Source organism: Rathayibacter sp. AY2B3, from assembly GCF_002931755.1.
In the GTDB taxonomy this organism is placed as follows: Bacteria; Actinomycetota; Actinomycetes; order Actinomycetales; family Microbacteriaceae; genus Rathayibacter.
The window spans coordinates 168,670-183,334 of record NZ_PSUG01000001.1; the positions used below are offsets into that span (position 1 = coordinate 168,670).

The window sequence follows — 14,665 nt, forward strand, 5'->3', positions numbered from 1 at the left end:
GTAGAATTGCGACACTGATCGCGCCTCTCCCGCCACGCCCCCGAGCGGTCTGTCATCCCTCATTCGTCGCCCGGCGCCGATCGGATGGGTCGATCCCGCAACCGATCGACACACGGCCCGCGCAGTGCGTCTTCCTGAGAGCCGGGCCGTAGGGTGAGCGCGTGAAGATCCTTGTCGTCGAAGACGATCCAGCCATGGGTGAGGCCCTCGTCGGCGGCCTCGAAGACGCCGGCTACGAGGCCGTGCTGACCACCAACGGCATCGACGCGCTCGTCGCGTTCAGCAACGCCGAGTTCTCGGCCGCCATCGTGGACGTCATGCTCCCGGCGATGTCGGGCTTCGAGATCTGCCGCCGGATCCGCGAGCTCGGCCGGCCCACGCCGATCATGCTGCTGACCGCGCGGGACGCGATCGAGGACCGCGTCTTCGGCCTCGACGCCGGAGCGGACGACTACCTCACCAAGCCGTTCGCGTTCACCGAGCTCAACGCGCGCCTCCGGGCCCTCCTGCGCCGCAGCCCGTCGCTGATGTCCACCTCCATCGACGTCGGACGCATCACTGTGGACGGATCGAGCATCCGCCGCACCGCCGACGGTTCGCGCATCCACGTCAGCCCGAAGGAGCTCGAGCTCCTCAAGCTCCTCATCACTCCCGTCGGCTCCGTCGTGACCCGGCAGCGGATCCTCTCGGAGATCTGGGGCGGCGGCGAGATCGTCGACAACAACATCGTCGACCAGTACGTCAGCTACCTGCGCAAGAAGCTCCCGACCGAGGACACGGGCGTCAGCATCGTGACCGTCCGCGGCAAGGGCTACTTCCTCCGCCCGGTCGAGTAGCCCGTGTCGCGGATGAGCACGGCACGCCGCCGGGTCGGCGCGCTCTCGATCCGCGCGAGGATCACCGTCGGAACGGTGGCGGTGGCGACCGCCCTCTTCGCGCTCGCGGCGCTGCTCTTCTACCAGGTGGTCACCGGCATCGTCGACCGCAGCGAGCGGACGATCCTGATGTCGATCGAGGACGAGGTGCGCCGCGACATCTCCGCGGGCAACGTCCCGCGCACGCAGGGCTCGTCGACCGGCCAGCTGTTCCTGGCCCTCGCGCCCGACGGGAGCGTCAGCACCTCGACCATGCCCTCGCGCCTGAGCGGCGCAGTGCTGGGCGCTCTGGCGGAGAAGCCCGCCGACACCTCGCCGCGGTACGCCGACGTGACGACGGCGAACGGCAGCTACCTGGTCCGCTTCACGGCCATCGAGAGCGACCGCGGCGTCTGGCAGGTCGCCTCCGCCCGCGACCAGGCCGCCTCGCAGCTCGTCCTCGACGACTTCGCCCACGTGCTGGTCTACGCCGCGATCTTCCTCGTCGTCACGTTCGGGCTCGCCTCGTGGATCCTGACGGGCGCGGCACTCGCCCCGGTGCGCCGGATGCGGGCGCGAGCGGATCAGATCGCCGCCGAGCCCGGGCAGGGCGACCAGCTCCCGGTCGTCGGCACGCGCGACGAGATCGACGAGCTCGCCGTGACGCTGAACGCGTTCCTGACCAAGCAGACCGCGTCGCTGGCCCGCGAGAAGCAGATGGTGTCGGATGCGAGCCACGAGCTCCGCACGCCCCTCGCCGCACTCTCGGCGCAGCTCGAGATCGCCCACCACCGCGTCGACGACCCCGTCGCGGTCGACCGGGTCATCCTCGACGCGCAGAAGAGCGTCGACCGCCTCGTGCGCCTCGCCTCCGCCCTGCTCGACATCTCGCGCATCGAGAGCCGCACCGTCCGCCCGACCGCTCCCTTCGCCGAACTCGTCGACGAGCTGGTGGGCGCCGTGGACCGCACGCGTCTGCTCGCCTCGGAGTCGGGGGTGGAGATCGACTACGAGATCGACGAGCGCGAGCCCGCGCGGCTCTACGCGGTCGCGTCCCAGGACTTCGGACGCGTGATCGACAACCTCGTGAGGAACGCGATCCAGGCCATGAACGGCGGCGGCATGATCGTCGCCTCCCTCTCGCAGGCGGACGGGCGCCTGATGCTCAGCGTCTCGGACGACGGACCGGGGATGCCCGACACCTTCATCCCGGTCGCCTTCGACCGCTTCTCCCGGCCGGACGACTCCCGGACCCTCGCCTCCGGCGGCAGCGGTCTGGGACTGGCCCTGGTGCACACCACCGTGCTCTCGGCCGGCGGGACGGTCGCCTTGGTCAACCGCTCCCCCCGCGGTCTCGCGGTCGACATCGTCCTCCCGCCGGTCGGCTCCGCCTGAGCCGCCCCGCCCGGGAACGACGAAGGCCCCCGGCGGACCGGGGGCCTTCGTGGAGGATCGTCAGCGCGGGTCGTCCTCGGGGCGGACGGGCTGCGGCTGCGGGTCGCCGACCGCGGCGGGCGGCGGAGCCCAGGCCGCCTGCGGAGCCTCTGCCGGGGCGGTGCCGTCGAGCAGGTTGCGCGCGCGGTTGACCACCTCGGGGTCCACGAGCACGGAGTAGCTGGTCGCGATCACCTGCATGGTCGAGGTGAAGTCCCGACGGCGGCGGTTCACGGCGTAGGAGGCGAGCCCGAAGAGCATTCCGAAGCCGGCGCCCAGCAGCACCGCCGCGATGAGGAAGGAGAACTCCGTCGTCGGCGAGAAGATGATGAGCAGGAGGCCCAGGAACACGCCGAGCCACGCGCCGGAGGCCGCTCCGGCGAGGGCGACACGGCCCCAGGTCAGCTTGCCGGTCACCCGCTCGACGCTCTTGAGCTCGTTGCCGATGATGGCGAGCTGGCGCACGGGGAAGTCGGCGCGGGCGAGCACGTCCACGGCGGCCTGCGCCTCCTGGTACGTGTCGAACGTGGCGAGGATCTCCCCGCGCGGGATCGTGGGGAAGGCCGGCCCTCGGCCGTTGAACGGCGTCTGCTGAGTCACCCGGACAGAATCGCACAGGCCTCTTGAAGGTCTCTGAACGGATTCGGAGAACCGGCCGAGGGCGGGCCGGGAACGCTCGGCGTCCGCCCGGCTGCACGGCACTAGGTTTGTAGCCGTGAGTTCCGCCAGAGTCTTCGTCGCGCGCTTGGCCGGATGCAGTGTCTTCGACCCGGCGGGCGACCGCGTCGGCAAGGTGCGCGACGTGCTCCTGGTCTACCGGCAGAACGACGCCCCGCGCGTGGTCGGCCTGGTGGTCGAGATCCCCGGGCGCCGTCGCGTCTTCGTGTCGATCGGCCGGGTCACCAGCATCGGCAGCGGCCAGATCATCACCACCGGGCTCATCAACGTGCGCCGCTTCGAGCAGCGGGGCGGCGAGGTCCGCGTCATCGCCGAGCTCCTCGGCCGCCGGGTGAGCTTCGTGGACGGCTCCGGTGACGCGGTCGTCGAGGACGTCGCGATCGAGGAGGCCGCTCCCGGCGAGTGGGAGCTCGCGCAGCTCTTCGTCCGCCGGCCCAAGACCAGCCCCTCCCCCTTCGCCAAGGGCGCGACCGCCTTCGCCGGCTGGCGCGAGGTCCGCGAGAGCGTCTCGACCGAGGCCCAGTCCGCCGAGCAGTACGTCGCCAGCCTCTCCGAGCTCAAGCCCGCCGACCTCGCCAGCACCCTCCTCGACCTGCCGCAGCAGCGGATGCTCGAGGTCGCCGGCGAGCTCTCGGACGACCGCCTCGCGGACGTGCTCGAGGAGATGCCCGAGAGCGAGCAGGTCGAGATCCTCGGCCGGCTGGACGACGACCGTGCCGCCGACGTGCTCGACCAGATGCAGCCGGACGACGCGGCCGACCTGATCGCGCAGCTCTCGGAGGAGCGCGGCGAGGCGCTCCTGGAGCTGATGGAGCCCGAGGAGGCGGACGACGTCCGCATGCTCCTCACCTACGCTCCGGAGTCCGCCGGCGGTCTGATGACGACGGAGCCGATCATCGTCTCCTCCGAGGCGACCGTCGCCGAGGGGCTCGCCCTCATCCGCCGCCACGAGCTCGCCCCGGCCCTCGGGGCCGCCGTCTGCGTCACGCTGCCCCCCTACGAGCCGCCGACCGGCCGCTTCCTCGGGATGGTGCACTTCCAGCGGATGCTCCGCTACCCGCCGCACGAGCGCCTCGGCACCCTGCTCGACCAGAGCATGGACCCGATCACGCCCGAGACCTCGGCGGCCGAGGTCGCCCGGATCCTGGCCAGCTACAACCTCGTCTCGGTGCCGGTCGTCGACGCGTCCCACCGCCTCGTCGGCGTGGTGACCATCGACGACGTCCTCGACTACCTCCTCCCCGACGACTGGCGCAGCCACGGCGACGACGACGAACCGAGGAAGCCGGTGACGACGGCGACGCAGGGCGTCCCGCTCGTGCCGCCGGCACCCGCGGCGACAGGCAGGACACGACGGGGACGGAGGGGCGCGCGTGGCTAGGGACAGCAAGCAGGACCGGCGCCTGGACGCCCCGAAGGGGCTGCGCACCCGCGTCCTCTCGCGGCGGAACCGCCCGAGCAGCGACCGCTTCGGCCGGCTGACCGAGTCGTTCGCCCGCGGGATGGGCACGCCGTGGTTCCTGGTCGGGATGACGATCTTCTGCGTCTTCTGGCTGATGTTCAACACCTACGGGCCCGCGGACGCGCGCTTCGACTCGCAGGCCCTCGGCTTCACCGTGCTGACGCTGATCCTCTCGCTGCAGGCCTCCTACGCGGCGCCGCTGCTGCTGCTCGCGCAGAACCGCCAGGACGACCGCGACCGCGTGCAGATCGAGCAGGACCGGCAGCGGGCCGAGCGCAACCTCGCGGACACCGAGTACCTCGCGCGCGAGGTCGTGGCCCTGCGCCTGGCGATCCGCGACATGGCGAGCAAGGACTTCATCCGCTCGGAGCTGCGCGGCCTGCTCGAGGAGCTCGAGAAGGATCGGGCGCAGGCGCCCGAGCGGCGTGATGCCTGACGTCGCCGCGACCGAGACCGCCGTCAGGGCGGCTCTCGCGCGCGTCGTCGATCCGGAGATCCGGAAGCCCATCACCGAGCTCGACATGCTCGAGTCGGTCGAGGCGGCCGTCGACGGCGCGGTCCGCGTCGCGATCCGACTGACCATCGTCGGCTGCCCCGCCGCCTCCGCGATCGAGCGCGACGTCCGCGAGGCCGCGGCCTCGGCTCCCGGAGTCACGGCCGTCGACGTCGTGGTCGGAGTCATGACGCCGGCGCAGCGCACCGCCCTCACCGAGCGCCTCCAGGGCGGCCGCCGGAGCATGCCCTTCGGCCCGGACTCGCTCACTCGCGTCTACGCGGTCACCAGCGGCAAGGGCGGTGTCGGCAAGTCGACCGTCACCGCCAACCTCGCGGTCGCCCTCGCCCAGCGGGGGCTCGCGGTCGGCCTGGTGGACGCCGACGTGCACGGCTTCTCCATCCCCGGCCTGCTCGGGCTGATGCACGACGGGCGCGTCGCGGGGCCCACCCGCGTCGGCGAGCTGATGCTGCCGCCGGTGGCGCACGGCGTGAAGGTCATCTCGATCGGGATGTTCCTCGAGGGCGACACCCGAGGGGCCGCCGTCTCGTGGCGCGGGCCCATGCTGCACCGCACGATCTCCCAGTTCCTCACCGACGTGTACTTCGGCGACCTCGACGTGCTCCTGCTCGATCTGCCTCCGGGGACGGGGGACGTGGCGATCTCGATCGGGCAGCTGCTCCCGCACGCGGAGGTGCTGATCGTCACCACTCCGCAGCCGGCGGCCGCCGACGTGGCCGAGCGCAGCGGGGCGCTCGCCCGCCAGTCGGGTCAGCGCATCATCGGAGTGGTCGAGAACATGTCCGGGCTCCCCCAGCCCGACGGCTCGGTACTGGAGCTCTTCGGCAGCGGAGGCGGAGCCGAGGTCGCGCGTCGGCTCACCACGGCGGGCGACGAGGTGCCGCTGCTCGCGTCGCTGCCGATCTCCGTGGCGCTGCGGGCGCGGGGCGACGAGGGCGTGCCCGTCGTCGTCGGCGATCCGGAGGATCCTGCTGCCCGGGCGATCGACGCCCTGGCGGCGACGCTCGCCGCGCGGCCGCGAGGACTGACCGGCCGTCGGCTCCCGCTCGCCGTCGGCTGACTCCTCCGCACCCCTTCGTTCGGGCGGCGTCGGTCGAGACGCCTTCCCGGTGCTCCTCGCGGAGCAGGGGTCAGGTGGCTTCGGAGTCGATCGGCGGCGGAGCGACGCTCGAGAGCGTTCCGGACGAGACGGAGCGCTGCATCGTCGTGTAGTAGCTGTCCTGCGCCGAGCCGGTTCCGCCCGGCACGACCGGAGCGGCGACAGCGGTGGGCGGCTTCACCGTGGGGGCCGGATCGTCCTCGAGCAGGGCGTCGCGGATGATGCGGCGGGGATCGTACTGACGCGGGTCGAGCTTCTTCCAGTCGACGTCGTTGAACTCGTCGCCCATCTCGTCCTTGACGCGCTCCCTGGCCTGCGTGGCGAATCCGCGCACCTTGCGCACGAGCTGCCCGAGCTGGGCGGCGTAGTGCGGGAGGCGGTCGGGACCCAGCACGAAGACGGCGATGACCCCGATGATGAGGAGCTTGTCGAACGTCAGACCGAACACGAGGACAACACTAACCCGCCGCGCCTCCCTCGCGGAGCCCGCGCGCCACCGTACCCTGACGATGCCCGGGCGCGATCCGCCCGGTGCACCGATCAGAGGAGCGCCCCCGTGTCCGACAAGGATGCCAACTGGAAGTACGCCGAGGACGCGGTCGTCGAGTCGGAGGCCATCGCCTCGGCCCGCCGGCTCTCGGTCGAACTGGGCATCGACGCCGTCTCCCCCTCCATCGGCGCGCAGGCCGCGCTGGTCGCCGCGGCGGCCCGCGCGACCTCCATCATCGAGATCGGCACCGGCACCGGAGTGAGCGGCCTGTGGCTGCTCGACGGCGCCCCCGAGGCCATGCTCACCTCGATCGACTCCGAGGCGGTGCATCAGCAGCACGCGCGCGCGCAGTTCCACGAGGCGGGCATCTCGCCCAACCGGCTCCGGCTCATCCCGGGCCGCGCCCTCGAGGTGCTGCCGCGGATGAACGAGAACTCCTACGACATCGTCTTCGTCGACGGCGATCCGCTGCAGGTCATCGAGAACGTCGAGCACGCGCTGCGGCTCGTCCGCCCGGGCGGGACGGTCCTCGTCCCCCACGCGCTGTGGCGCGGACGCGTGGCCAACCCCGCTCAGCGCGACGAGATCGCGACCGCGTTCCGCACGCTGGTGGCCGAGGTCTGCGCCTCCCCCGCCGTGGTCAGCGTGCTCTCGCCGATCGGCGACGGCCTGCTGCAGGCCAACAAGCGCCGCGCCTGACGAGCGCTGCTCCCCCGAGACAGACGGAACGCCCGCCGCACGGTGTGCGACGGGCGTTCACGACGGTGCGGATCAGGCGGGAGACACCACCGACGCGAGCGCGTCGTGCAGCTCTTTCGCCTCTGCATCGTTGACCGAGACGACGAGGCGTCCGCCTCCTTCGAGCGGAACGCGCACGACGATGAGTCGGCCCTCCTTAACAGCCTCCATCGGTCCGTCTCCGGTCCTCGGCTTCATGGCCGCCATAGAGTTCCCCTTTCGTGACGTATCCCTCTATTATCGTGCATCCGCGGGGGTGATCCGAACCGCGCCCGGAAGTCGGGCGTCAGCCGATCACGGCGGAGACCAGTCGCCCGGGGTGAACACCCAGCACAGGAGCACCCAGACGATCTGCCCGACGATCGATGCGGCCACCACGAACACCCTCAGGAGGGTCGACCGCGGCACCGCGAGCGCCCCGGCCAGCGGGAACATCGGCATCAGGATGCGGAACGTGCTCGACTGCGGGTAGAAGAACGCGAAGAGGTAGATCGCGTAGCCGCCGACCCAGAGCCGCGAGAAGACGTCGAGGCTGCGCGTGGCCCGCGAGAACAGGATCGCCAGGAATCCGAGCACCACCACGACGGTGATGCCCATCCCCGTGATCGGCGAGCCGAACCAGAGGCCTCCCCACCAGCCTCCGCCGGCGAACCAGGAGGTGAACGGGATGAGCTCGCCCTCGCCGATGAAGACGCTGCGCCAGGCGAGCTCGGTGTCGGTGTATGCGGTGAAGGAGCCGGTGACCGCCCAGGCGATGAGAAGCCAGGCGAAGCCGACCGCGAGGGACCAGACCGTGAGGGACACCGTGAAGGCGAACTCCCGGCGGGCGAACGGCTCGGTGCCGCGCACGTGGCGCCAGACGCGGTAGAGGAAGTAGAGGCCCGTCATCGCCGCGATCGCGAGACCGCTCGGGCGCAGGAGCCCCACGACCAGCACGACGGGGAACGTCCAGATCCACTTGCGGCGCACCAGCAGGAGGAGCAGCACGGCCGTCAGGAGGATGCCGCCGGACTCCGCGTAGCCGATCTGCAGGATCGGCGACGTCGGAGCGACGCAGAAGAAGACGATCCCCATCAGCGCCTGGCCCTCGCTGAGCGAGACGCGGAACAGCCGGTAGATCACCAGGCACGCGGCTGCACTGCAGACCAGGGCGACGAGCACGGCCGCGTTCGCCCAGTCGAGCCCGGTGATGTTCATCAGGCCGCGGACGGTGAACGGGTAGACGGGCATGAACGCCCAGGGGTTCTGCTCGACGGCTCCGGACGGCGAGAGCGGCAGGACCGACGGGTACCCCGTCATCCCGATCCGCTCGTACCAGCCGCCGTCCCACGTCGTCGCGAACCGGACGTAGGTGTCGCGGAGTCCCGTCCACTCGACGCCCTGACGCACGGCGCCGACCCGGAGCATGATCACGGTCGTGACGACCCGGGACACGGCGAAGACCAGGAGCACCTGGATCCACCACGGGATCCTCCGGAGCACGGACCAGCGGGAGCGGGGCGGGGAGGCGCCCTCCGTCTCCGGCGCGATCGCGGTGGCGCTCACGCGAGCGGCCCGCGGTCCGTCGAGGAGGCGGAGGGAGTCGTCAGCGGGGGGCGGGCGGGAGTCGCCGCGGCTCGCCGGCGTGTCGGCCGAAGGAGGGGCGACGCGTGTCGCGGCTCACCGGCTGGCGTGAGGGGAGACATTCCGACGAGCATACCCGCGCGGGAGTCGGGAGTCCCCGGAGGGGCACCGCGCCGGCTGCACGCGCGGAGCGATCACGGCGGAGTCCAGTCCGATCCGGCGACGGCCCAGCACAGCGAGATCCAGACGATCTGGCCGCCGATCCCGAGCAGGACCAGCGCGACGCGGAAGACCGGCGAGCGCGGGACCGCCAGCGCTCCGACGAGCGGGAACATCGGGCCCAGCAGCCGGAAGGTGCTCGACTGCGGGAAGAAGAAGGCCAGCAGGTAGACGCCGTACCCGGCGACCCAGGCCCGGCTGAAGAGATCCAGCCTCCGCGTCCACGGTGCGGCGAGGACGCCGACGAACGCCGCCAGCAGGAGCATCACCAGCACGACGCCCACGGCCGGAGCCCCGAACCACCACGAGCCCCACCAGGCGCCGCCCTGGAACCACGGGGTCAGCGGGAGCAGCTCCTGGTAGCCGATGTAGACCGCGCGCCAGGCCAGCTCGGTGTCGGTGTACGCGGTCATCGACCCGGTGACGGCCCACGCCACGGCGGGCCAGAGGAAGCCGACCACGAGCCCCCACGCCGTCAGCCCCAGGGCCGGCAGCCACTCCGACCGCGGGAACGGCTCCGTGCGGCGCCGGACGGACCGGTAGACGACGTAGAGGCCGAGCGCGGCGGCGAAGGCGAGCCCGCTCGGCCGCGTCAGGCCCAGCAGCAGCACCACCGGCACGACCGCGAGCCAGCGGCGCCGCACCAGGAGGAGGAGCGTGATCGCGGTCAGGAGCATCGCCATCGACTCCGCGTAGGCGAGCTGCATCAGCGGCGAAGTCGGCGCCACGCAGAACAGCAGCACCGCCGTCAGCGACTGCGACTCGCCGAGGGAGTGCCGGAAGAGGCGATACAGGACGAGGCAGGTGCCGGCTCCGCAGAGCACGGAGACGGTGACGGCCGCCGGAGCCCAGGTGAGGCCCGTGACCGCCATCAGCACCTTCACGACACCGGGATAGAGAGGCATGAACGCCCAGGCGTTCTCCCCCACGTGCCCGTCCTGCGTGATCGGCAGGAAGCCGGGGTAGCCGGTGGCCGCGATGATCTCGTACCAGCGGCCGTCCCACATCGACGCGAACGCCGAGTAGGACGGGGAGGGCCCGGTCCACGGGTTCGCGAGCTGGTGCGCAGCGAACTGCAGCAGGATCACGGTCGTGATCACACGGGTCGCGACGTACACCAGGAGGACCCGCGCCCACCACGGGACCAGGCGCAGGCGGAGGCGGACGGGGACGGCCGTGGCGGTCGCGCTCACGAGGACGCTGTCAGCCAGCGACGCAGGCTCTCGGCGCACTCGGTGATCTCGTGCACCGCCACGCGCTCGTCGTCGGCGTGGGCGCGGAGCGGATCGCCGGGCCCGTAGTTGACCGCGGGGATGCCCAGGGCGGAGAACCGGGCGACGTCCGTCCAGCCGTACTTCGGCTTCGCCTCCGCTCCGACGGCCGCGAGGAAGGCCTGAGCGAGAGGCGCGTCCAGGCCCGGGCGGGCCCCCTCGGCCAGATCGTCCACCGTCACCTCGAAGCCCTCGAACAGCTCCTGCAGGTGGGCGAGCGCCTCCTCCCCGGAGCGGTCGGGCGCGAAGCGGTAGTTCACCTGCACCGTGCAGAGGTCGGGGATCACGTTGCCCGCGACCCCGGCGGTGATCCGGACGGCGTTGACACCCTCCCGGTACACCAGCCCCTCGACCTCGACCTCGCGCGGCTCGTAGGCGGCGAGGCGGTCCAGGACGGGTGCGGCGGCGTGGATCGCGTTCTCGCCGACCCAGCTGCGGGCGGAGTGGGCTCGGACGCCGCGGGTCACCACGTCGACCCGCAGGGTTCCGTTGCAGCCGCCCTCCACAGCGCCGCTCGTCGGCTCGCCGAGGACGGCGAAATCGGCGGAGAAGAGATCGGGGCGGTGGCGGGAGAGGCGGCCCAGTCCGTTGAGGTCCGCCGCCACCTCCTCGTTGTCGTACCACATCCAGGTGATGTCGACGGCCGGATCGGTGAGCTCGGCGGCGAGGACGAGCTGCACGGCCACTCCCGCCTTCATGTCGACGGTCCCGCGGCCGACGAGGTGCTCGACGCCGTCGATCGTCTCGGCGACGACCGGCAGGTTGCCGTTCACCGGCACGGTGTCGAGGTGCCCGGCGATCACGACACGCTGCGCGAGACCGAGATTCGTGCGCGCCACGACGGTGTGACCGTCGCGGATCACCTCGAGGTGGTCGTACTGCTCGAGCGCCCACTGCACCGCGTCCGCGATCTCGAGCTCATCGCCCGAGACGGACGGGATGTCGCAGAGGATCCGCGTCAGGGCGACCGGATCGGTGCGCAGATCGAGCGGAGGGGCGGTGGTCGCATCGGCCATGCGCCCCAGGGTAGCGGCCGCACGCTCCGCGCTACCCTGATCGGCATGACCCTCGAGCACTCCGCAGACTCCTCCGCGCCCGCCTCCGCCTGGGGATACGGGCTCGCCACCGTGGCCGCCGACGGCACCGTCCTCGACACCTGGTTCCCGGAGCCGCGCCTCGGCACCATCCCGGCGGGCCGCGACCCCTGGATCGTGCCGGCGGAGTTCGAGGAGCAGGCCGGCGAGGATCCGCGCCGCGAGGTCCGGATCGACGTGGTCACGCTGCAGATCGACGTGCAGGCGCCGCCCGCCTCCACGTCCGACGCCTACCTGCGTCTGCACCTGCTCTCGCACCTCCTGGTCCGCCCGAACGAGGTGAACCTGGACGGCGTCTTCGCCCACCTGCCGAACGTGGTGTGGACGAACGCCGGTCCGGTCTCGCCGGAGTCGTTCACCCGCCTGCGCCCCTCGCTCCGCCGCCACGGCATCCAGGCCACCGGGATCGACAAGTTCCCGCGGCTGACCGACTACGTCACCCCCGCGAAGGTGCGCATCGCGGACACCTCGCGCGTCCGGCTCGGGGCGCACCTGGCGCCCGGCACCACGGTCATGCACGAGGGCTTCGTCAACTTCAACGCCGGGACCCTCGGCAGCTCGATGGTCGAGGGGCGCATCTCGCAGGGCGTCGTGGTCGGCGACGGCTCGGACATCGGCGGCGGCGCCTCCATCATGGGCACTCTCTCGGGCGGAGGAGTGCAGCGCGTCTCGATCGGCGCGCGGGCGCTGCTGGGTGCGAACTCGGGCATCGGCATCTCCCTCGGCGACGACACCGTCGTCGAGGCCGGCCTCTACGTGACCGCCGGCACCAAGGTGGTCGTGGTCGGCGGAGCGCCGCACGCCGACGGCGCCCCGCAGACCGTGAAGGCCGTGCAGCTCTCGGGCGTGCCGAACCTGCTCTTCCGTCGCAACTCCCTCACCGGCGCCGTCGAGGTCCTCCCCCGCACCGGCGCCGGCATCGAGCTGAACGCCGCCCTGCACGCCTGACCCCGCCGGCGCGCGCCCGCCCGGCCACCCTGCAGGTCGACACCTTGCCGGTCGAGCAGCCGCCCCAGGCGCCCTTGCTGGTCGAGTAGCCGCCCCAGGCGGCGTATCGAGACCCACCCCCACCCCCACGCTCACTCGGAACCCTTGCTGGTCGAGTAGCCGCCGCAGGCGGCGTATCGAGACCCACCAATAAGCCGCCATTCGGTCGAGCATCGCCCTGAGCGGCGTATCGCCGTCTCCCACGCAGCGCGAGACGATCACTCCGCCTCATCGACCGGCGCCCGGGGCTCGAACCGCTTCTTCGCTGCACGACGCAACGCGGTGTAGTCGCCACGCATCAGGGCCTCCCGCTTGGCCCTGCTCCAGTTCTGGATCCGCTTCTCCCACCAGAACGCCTCGGCGATGTTCTCGAACTCCTCGTGCCAGAGGAGCCGGACCGGGAGTCGGGAGCGAGTGTAGGCAGCCCCGAGGCCCATCATGTGGGCGTCGACACGGTGGGCGAGAGTGCGAGTGCTTCCGACGTAGTAGCTGCCATCGGAGCATTCCGGGATGTAGACGGAAGGCATGAGCCCGAGCATGGCGATCGAGGTCGCCCACGTCCGTGTCTTCGGCGCCGATCGGGGAGAGGACGCAGGAGAGCGCGCCTGTGGAGGAGGTCTCGATACGTCCGCTGCGCGGACTACTCGACCAGCAAGGGACGGATCTGGTCCAGGCGGGAGCGGACGGGACCTCGCGAACAGCACGGACGCGAGGTCTCGATACGTCCGCTGCGCGGACTACTCGACCAGCAAAGGGCTGACAAGGTCCAGGCGGGAGCGGACGGGACCTCGCGAACAGGACGGACGCGAGGTCTCGATACGCGGTCAGCGGTCGGTCGGCCAGTGGCGCTCGGGCGAGCCCATGTAGAGCTGCTGCGGGCGGCCGATCTTGGTCTGCTTGTCGGTGTTCATCTCGCGCCAGTGCGCGATCCAGCCGGGCAGGCGGCCGATCGCGAAGAGCACGGTGAACATCCGGGTCGGGAAGCCCATCGCCTTGTAGATGACGCCCGTGTAGAAGTCGACGTTCGGGTAGAGGCGCCGCTCCTTGAAGTAGTCGTCCTCGAGCGCGAGGGCCTCGAGCTCCATCGCGATGTCGAGCAGCGGGTCCTTCACGCCGAGGGCCTGCAGGACCTCCGAGGCGCTCTCCTTGACCAGCTTCGCGCGCGGGTCGTAGTTCTTGTACACCCGGTGGCCGAAGCCCATCAGGCGCACGCCCTCCTCCTTGTTCTTCACCCGCTCGACGAAGGTCGACACGCTCTCGCCCGACTCGCGGATCCGGCCGAGCATGGTGAGCACCGCCTCGTTCGCTCCGCCGTGCAGCGGGCCGAACAGGGCGTTGATGCCGGCCGACACGGAGGCGTAGAGGTTCGCCTCGGTGGAGCCGACGAGGCGGACGGTCGACGTCGACGCGTTCTGCTCGTGGTCCTCGTGGAGGATCAGGAGGCGGTCGAGCGCCTTCGAGAGCACCGGGTCGACCTGGTACTGCTCGGCCATCGTGCCGAAGTTGAGGCGGAGGAAGTTGTCGACGAAGCTCAGCGAGTTGTCCGGGTAGAGGAACGCCTGGCCGATCGCCTTCTTGTGGGCGTACGCCGCCATCACGGGCAGCTTCGCCAGGAGGCGGATGGTGGTGAGCTCCACCGCCTCCGGGTCCTTCGGGTTGGAGCTGTCCTCGTAGTACGTCGACAGGGCCGACACTCCGGCCGAGAGCACCGACATGGGGTGCGCGCTGTGCGGGAGCGCGTCGAAGAAGCGCTTGAGGTCCTCGTGGAGGAGCGTGTGGCGGCGGATCCGCTCGTCGAAGCCCGCGAGCTCGTCGGCGGTCGGCAGCTCGCCGTAGATGAGGAGCCAGGCCACCTCGAGGTAGGTCGCACTGGTGGCCACCTCCTCGATCGGGTAGCCGCGGTAGCGGAGGATCCCCTGGTCGCCGTCGATGTAGGTGATCTGCGACTTGGTGGCCGCCGTGTTCACGAAGCCGTAGTCGAGCGACATGAGACCGGTCTGCTTCGACAGCGTCGAGAAGTCGATGCTCGAGGAGCCGTCGACGCTCCGCAGGACCGGGAAGTCCGCGGTGCGGTCGCCGAAGGTGAGCGTGACCTTCTCGGGGAGCTCCTGCTCCGCCGGCGCGGGAGGCGGCGTCGTGGCGCTCCCGGTCGCGGACTCCGTGGAGCCCACCGTCGCGGTTCCGTCGCTCTGCGTGCCGGATTCGGTCACAACGCCTCCCAGGTCGTCGCGGTCGCACCCCGGAAGCGCTCGCGCGGAGCGG

General features: G+C 71.3%; 15 protein-coding genes. 7 read left to right on the forward strand and 8 right to left on the reverse strand.

Annotated features, from left to right (window positions below; translation table 11 throughout):
- The first annotated feature begins 161 nt into the window (after nt 1–161).
- Together C5C24_RS00755 and C5C24_RS00760 are read left to right on the forward strand one after the other, a co-directional pair.
- Entirely contained in the window at nt 162–836 is a 675-nt protein-coding gene (locus C5C24_RS00755; RefSeq protein ID WP_258059273.1) for a response regulator transcription factor, read from the forward strand.
- Between the two features lie 12 nt (nt 837–848).
- Nucleotides 849–2,249 carry a cell wall metabolism sensor histidine kinase WalK gene (locus C5C24_RS00760; RefSeq protein ID WP_146082486.1) on the forward strand — a complete coding sequence of 467 codons (1,401 nt, stop codon included), beginning with the start codon at nt 849–851 and terminating at the stop codon, nt 2,247–2,249.
- A gap of 60 nt (nt 2,250–2,309) precedes the next feature.
- Here the strand turns inward: C5C24_RS00760 and C5C24_RS00765 are convergent, their stop codons facing one another.
- Nucleotides 2,310–2,888: a general stress protein gene (locus C5C24_RS00765; protein ID WP_104277240.1), complete on the reverse strand. Its 579-nt coding sequence runs from the start codon at nt 2,886–2,888 to the stop codon at nt 2,310–2,312.
- A 115-nt stretch (nt 2,889–3,003) separates the two neighbouring features.
- Between C5C24_RS00765 and C5C24_RS00770 the strand changes: the two genes are divergently transcribed.
- From C5C24_RS00770 to C5C24_RS00780, 3 genes are read left to right on the forward strand one after another with little or no spacing between them, the layout of a single operon-like run.
- The gene (locus C5C24_RS00770) at nt 3,004–4,347 is read left to right on the forward strand and encodes a magnesium transporter MgtE N-terminal domain-containing protein (protein ID WP_104225554.1); all 1,344 of its coding nucleotides are present in this window, start codon (nt 3,004–3,006) and stop codon (nt 4,345–4,347) included.
- Nucleotides 4,340–4,864 carry a DUF1003 domain-containing protein gene (locus tag C5C24_RS00775; RefSeq protein WP_104277239.1) on the forward strand — a complete coding sequence of 175 codons (525 nt, stop codon included), beginning with the start codon at nt 4,340–4,342 and terminating at the stop codon, nt 4,862–4,864. The genes C5C24_RS00770 and C5C24_RS00775 overlap by 8 nt, the downstream gene beginning before the upstream one ends.
- Nucleotides 4,857–6,002 carry an Mrp/NBP35 family ATP-binding protein gene (locus C5C24_RS00780; protein WP_104304054.1) on the forward strand — a complete coding sequence of 382 codons (1,146 nt, stop codon included), beginning with the start codon at nt 4,857–4,859 and terminating at the stop codon, nt 6,000–6,002. Before C5C24_RS00775 ends, C5C24_RS00780 begins: the two co-directional genes overlap by 8 nt.
- A gap of 70 nt (nt 6,003–6,072) precedes the next feature.
- On the opposite strand, the gene C5C24_RS00785 is transcribed toward C5C24_RS00780, so the two are convergent.
- Nucleotides 6,073–6,489: a twin-arginine translocase TatA/TatE family subunit gene (locus C5C24_RS00785; protein ID WP_146076468.1), complete on the reverse strand. Its 417-nt coding sequence runs from the start codon at nt 6,487–6,489 to the stop codon at nt 6,073–6,075.
- A 108-nt stretch (nt 6,490–6,597) separates the two neighbouring features.
- On the opposite strand from C5C24_RS00785, the gene C5C24_RS00790 reads away from it, so the two are divergent.
- On the forward strand, nt 6,598–7,230 hold the full coding sequence (locus tag C5C24_RS00790) for an O-methyltransferase (RefSeq protein ID WP_104222989.1): 633 nt from the start codon (nt 6,598–6,600) through the stop codon (nt 7,228–7,230).
- Between the two features lie 72 nt (nt 7,231–7,302).
- Here C5C24_RS00790 and C5C24_RS00795 read toward each other — a convergent pair whose 3' ends face one another.
- The 4 genes from C5C24_RS00795 to dapE form a co-directional block, all read right to left on the reverse strand.
- Entirely contained in the window at nt 7,303–7,476 is a 174-nt protein-coding gene (locus tag C5C24_RS00795; RefSeq protein WP_068208299.1) for a DUF3117 domain-containing protein, read from the reverse strand.
- An 87-nt stretch (nt 7,477–7,563) separates the two neighbouring features.
- Complete coding sequence (locus tag C5C24_RS00800) at nt 7,564–8,814, reverse strand: hypothetical protein (protein ID WP_104304055.1); 1,251 nt, start codon at nt 8,812–8,814, stop codon at nt 7,564–7,566.
- 212 nt (nt 8,815–9,026) lie between these two features.
- Nucleotides 9,027–10,244: a hypothetical protein gene (locus C5C24_RS00805; protein ID WP_258064995.1), complete on the reverse strand. Its 1,218-nt coding sequence runs from the start codon at nt 10,242–10,244 to the stop codon at nt 9,027–9,029.
- The gene (dapE, locus tag C5C24_RS00810; RefSeq protein ID WP_104277235.1) at nt 10,241–11,338 is read right to left on the reverse strand and encodes a succinyl-diaminopimelate desuccinylase; all 1,098 of its coding nucleotides are present in this window, start codon (nt 11,336–11,338) and stop codon (nt 10,241–10,243) included. Before dapE ends, C5C24_RS00805 begins: the two co-directional genes overlap by 4 nt.
- A 45-nt stretch (nt 11,339–11,383) precedes the next feature.
- Between dapE and dapD the strand changes: the two genes are divergently transcribed.
- Complete coding sequence (gene dapD / locus C5C24_RS00815) at nt 11,384–12,364, forward strand: 2,3,4,5-tetrahydropyridine-2,6-dicarboxylate N-succinyltransferase (RefSeq protein WP_104277234.1); 981 nt, start codon at nt 11,384–11,386, stop codon at nt 12,362–12,364.
- Between the two features lie 257 nt (nt 12,365–12,621).
- Here the strand turns inward: dapD and C5C24_RS00820 are convergent, their stop codons facing one another.
- Together C5C24_RS00820 and C5C24_RS00825 are read right to left on the reverse strand one after the other, a co-directional pair.
- Complete coding sequence (locus C5C24_RS00820; RefSeq protein ID WP_219812804.1) at nt 12,622–12,930, reverse strand: GIY-YIG nuclease family protein; 309 nt, start codon at nt 12,928–12,930, stop codon at nt 12,622–12,624.
- Between the two features lie 297 nt (nt 12,931–13,227).
- Nucleotides 13,228–14,613 carry a citrate synthase gene (locus tag C5C24_RS00825; RefSeq protein WP_258064996.1) on the reverse strand — a complete coding sequence of 462 codons (1,386 nt, stop codon included), beginning with the start codon at nt 14,611–14,613 and terminating at the stop codon, nt 13,228–13,230.
- Between the last annotated feature and the right edge of the window lie 52 nt (nt 14,614–14,665).

What these genes read in the sequence shown, in the direction of transcription:
- dapD (WP_104277234.1), top strand. Translation starts at nt 11,384, where the DNA reads ATGACCCTCGAGCACTCCGCAGACTCCTCCGCGCCCGCCTCCGCCTGG.
- C5C24_RS00820 (WP_219812804.1), bottom strand. Translation starts at nt 12,930, where the DNA reads ATGCCTTCCGTCTACATCCCGGAATGCTCCGATGGCAGCTACTACGTC.
- C5C24_RS00780 (WP_104304054.1), top strand. Translation starts at nt 4,857, where the DNA reads ATGCCTGACGTCGCCGCGACCGAGACCGCCGTCAGGGCGGCTCTCGCG.
- dapE (WP_104277235.1), bottom strand. Translation starts at nt 11,338, where the DNA reads ATGGCCGATGCGACCACCGCCCCTCCGCTCGATCTGCGCACCGATCCG.
- C5C24_RS00760 (WP_146082486.1), top strand. Translation starts at nt 849, where the DNA reads ATGAGCACGGCACGCCGCCGGGTCGGCGCGCTCTCGATCCGCGCGAGG.
- C5C24_RS00795 (WP_068208299.1), bottom strand. Translation starts at nt 7,476, where the DNA reads ATGGCGGCCATGAAGCCGAGGACCGGAGACGGACCGATGGAGGCTGTT.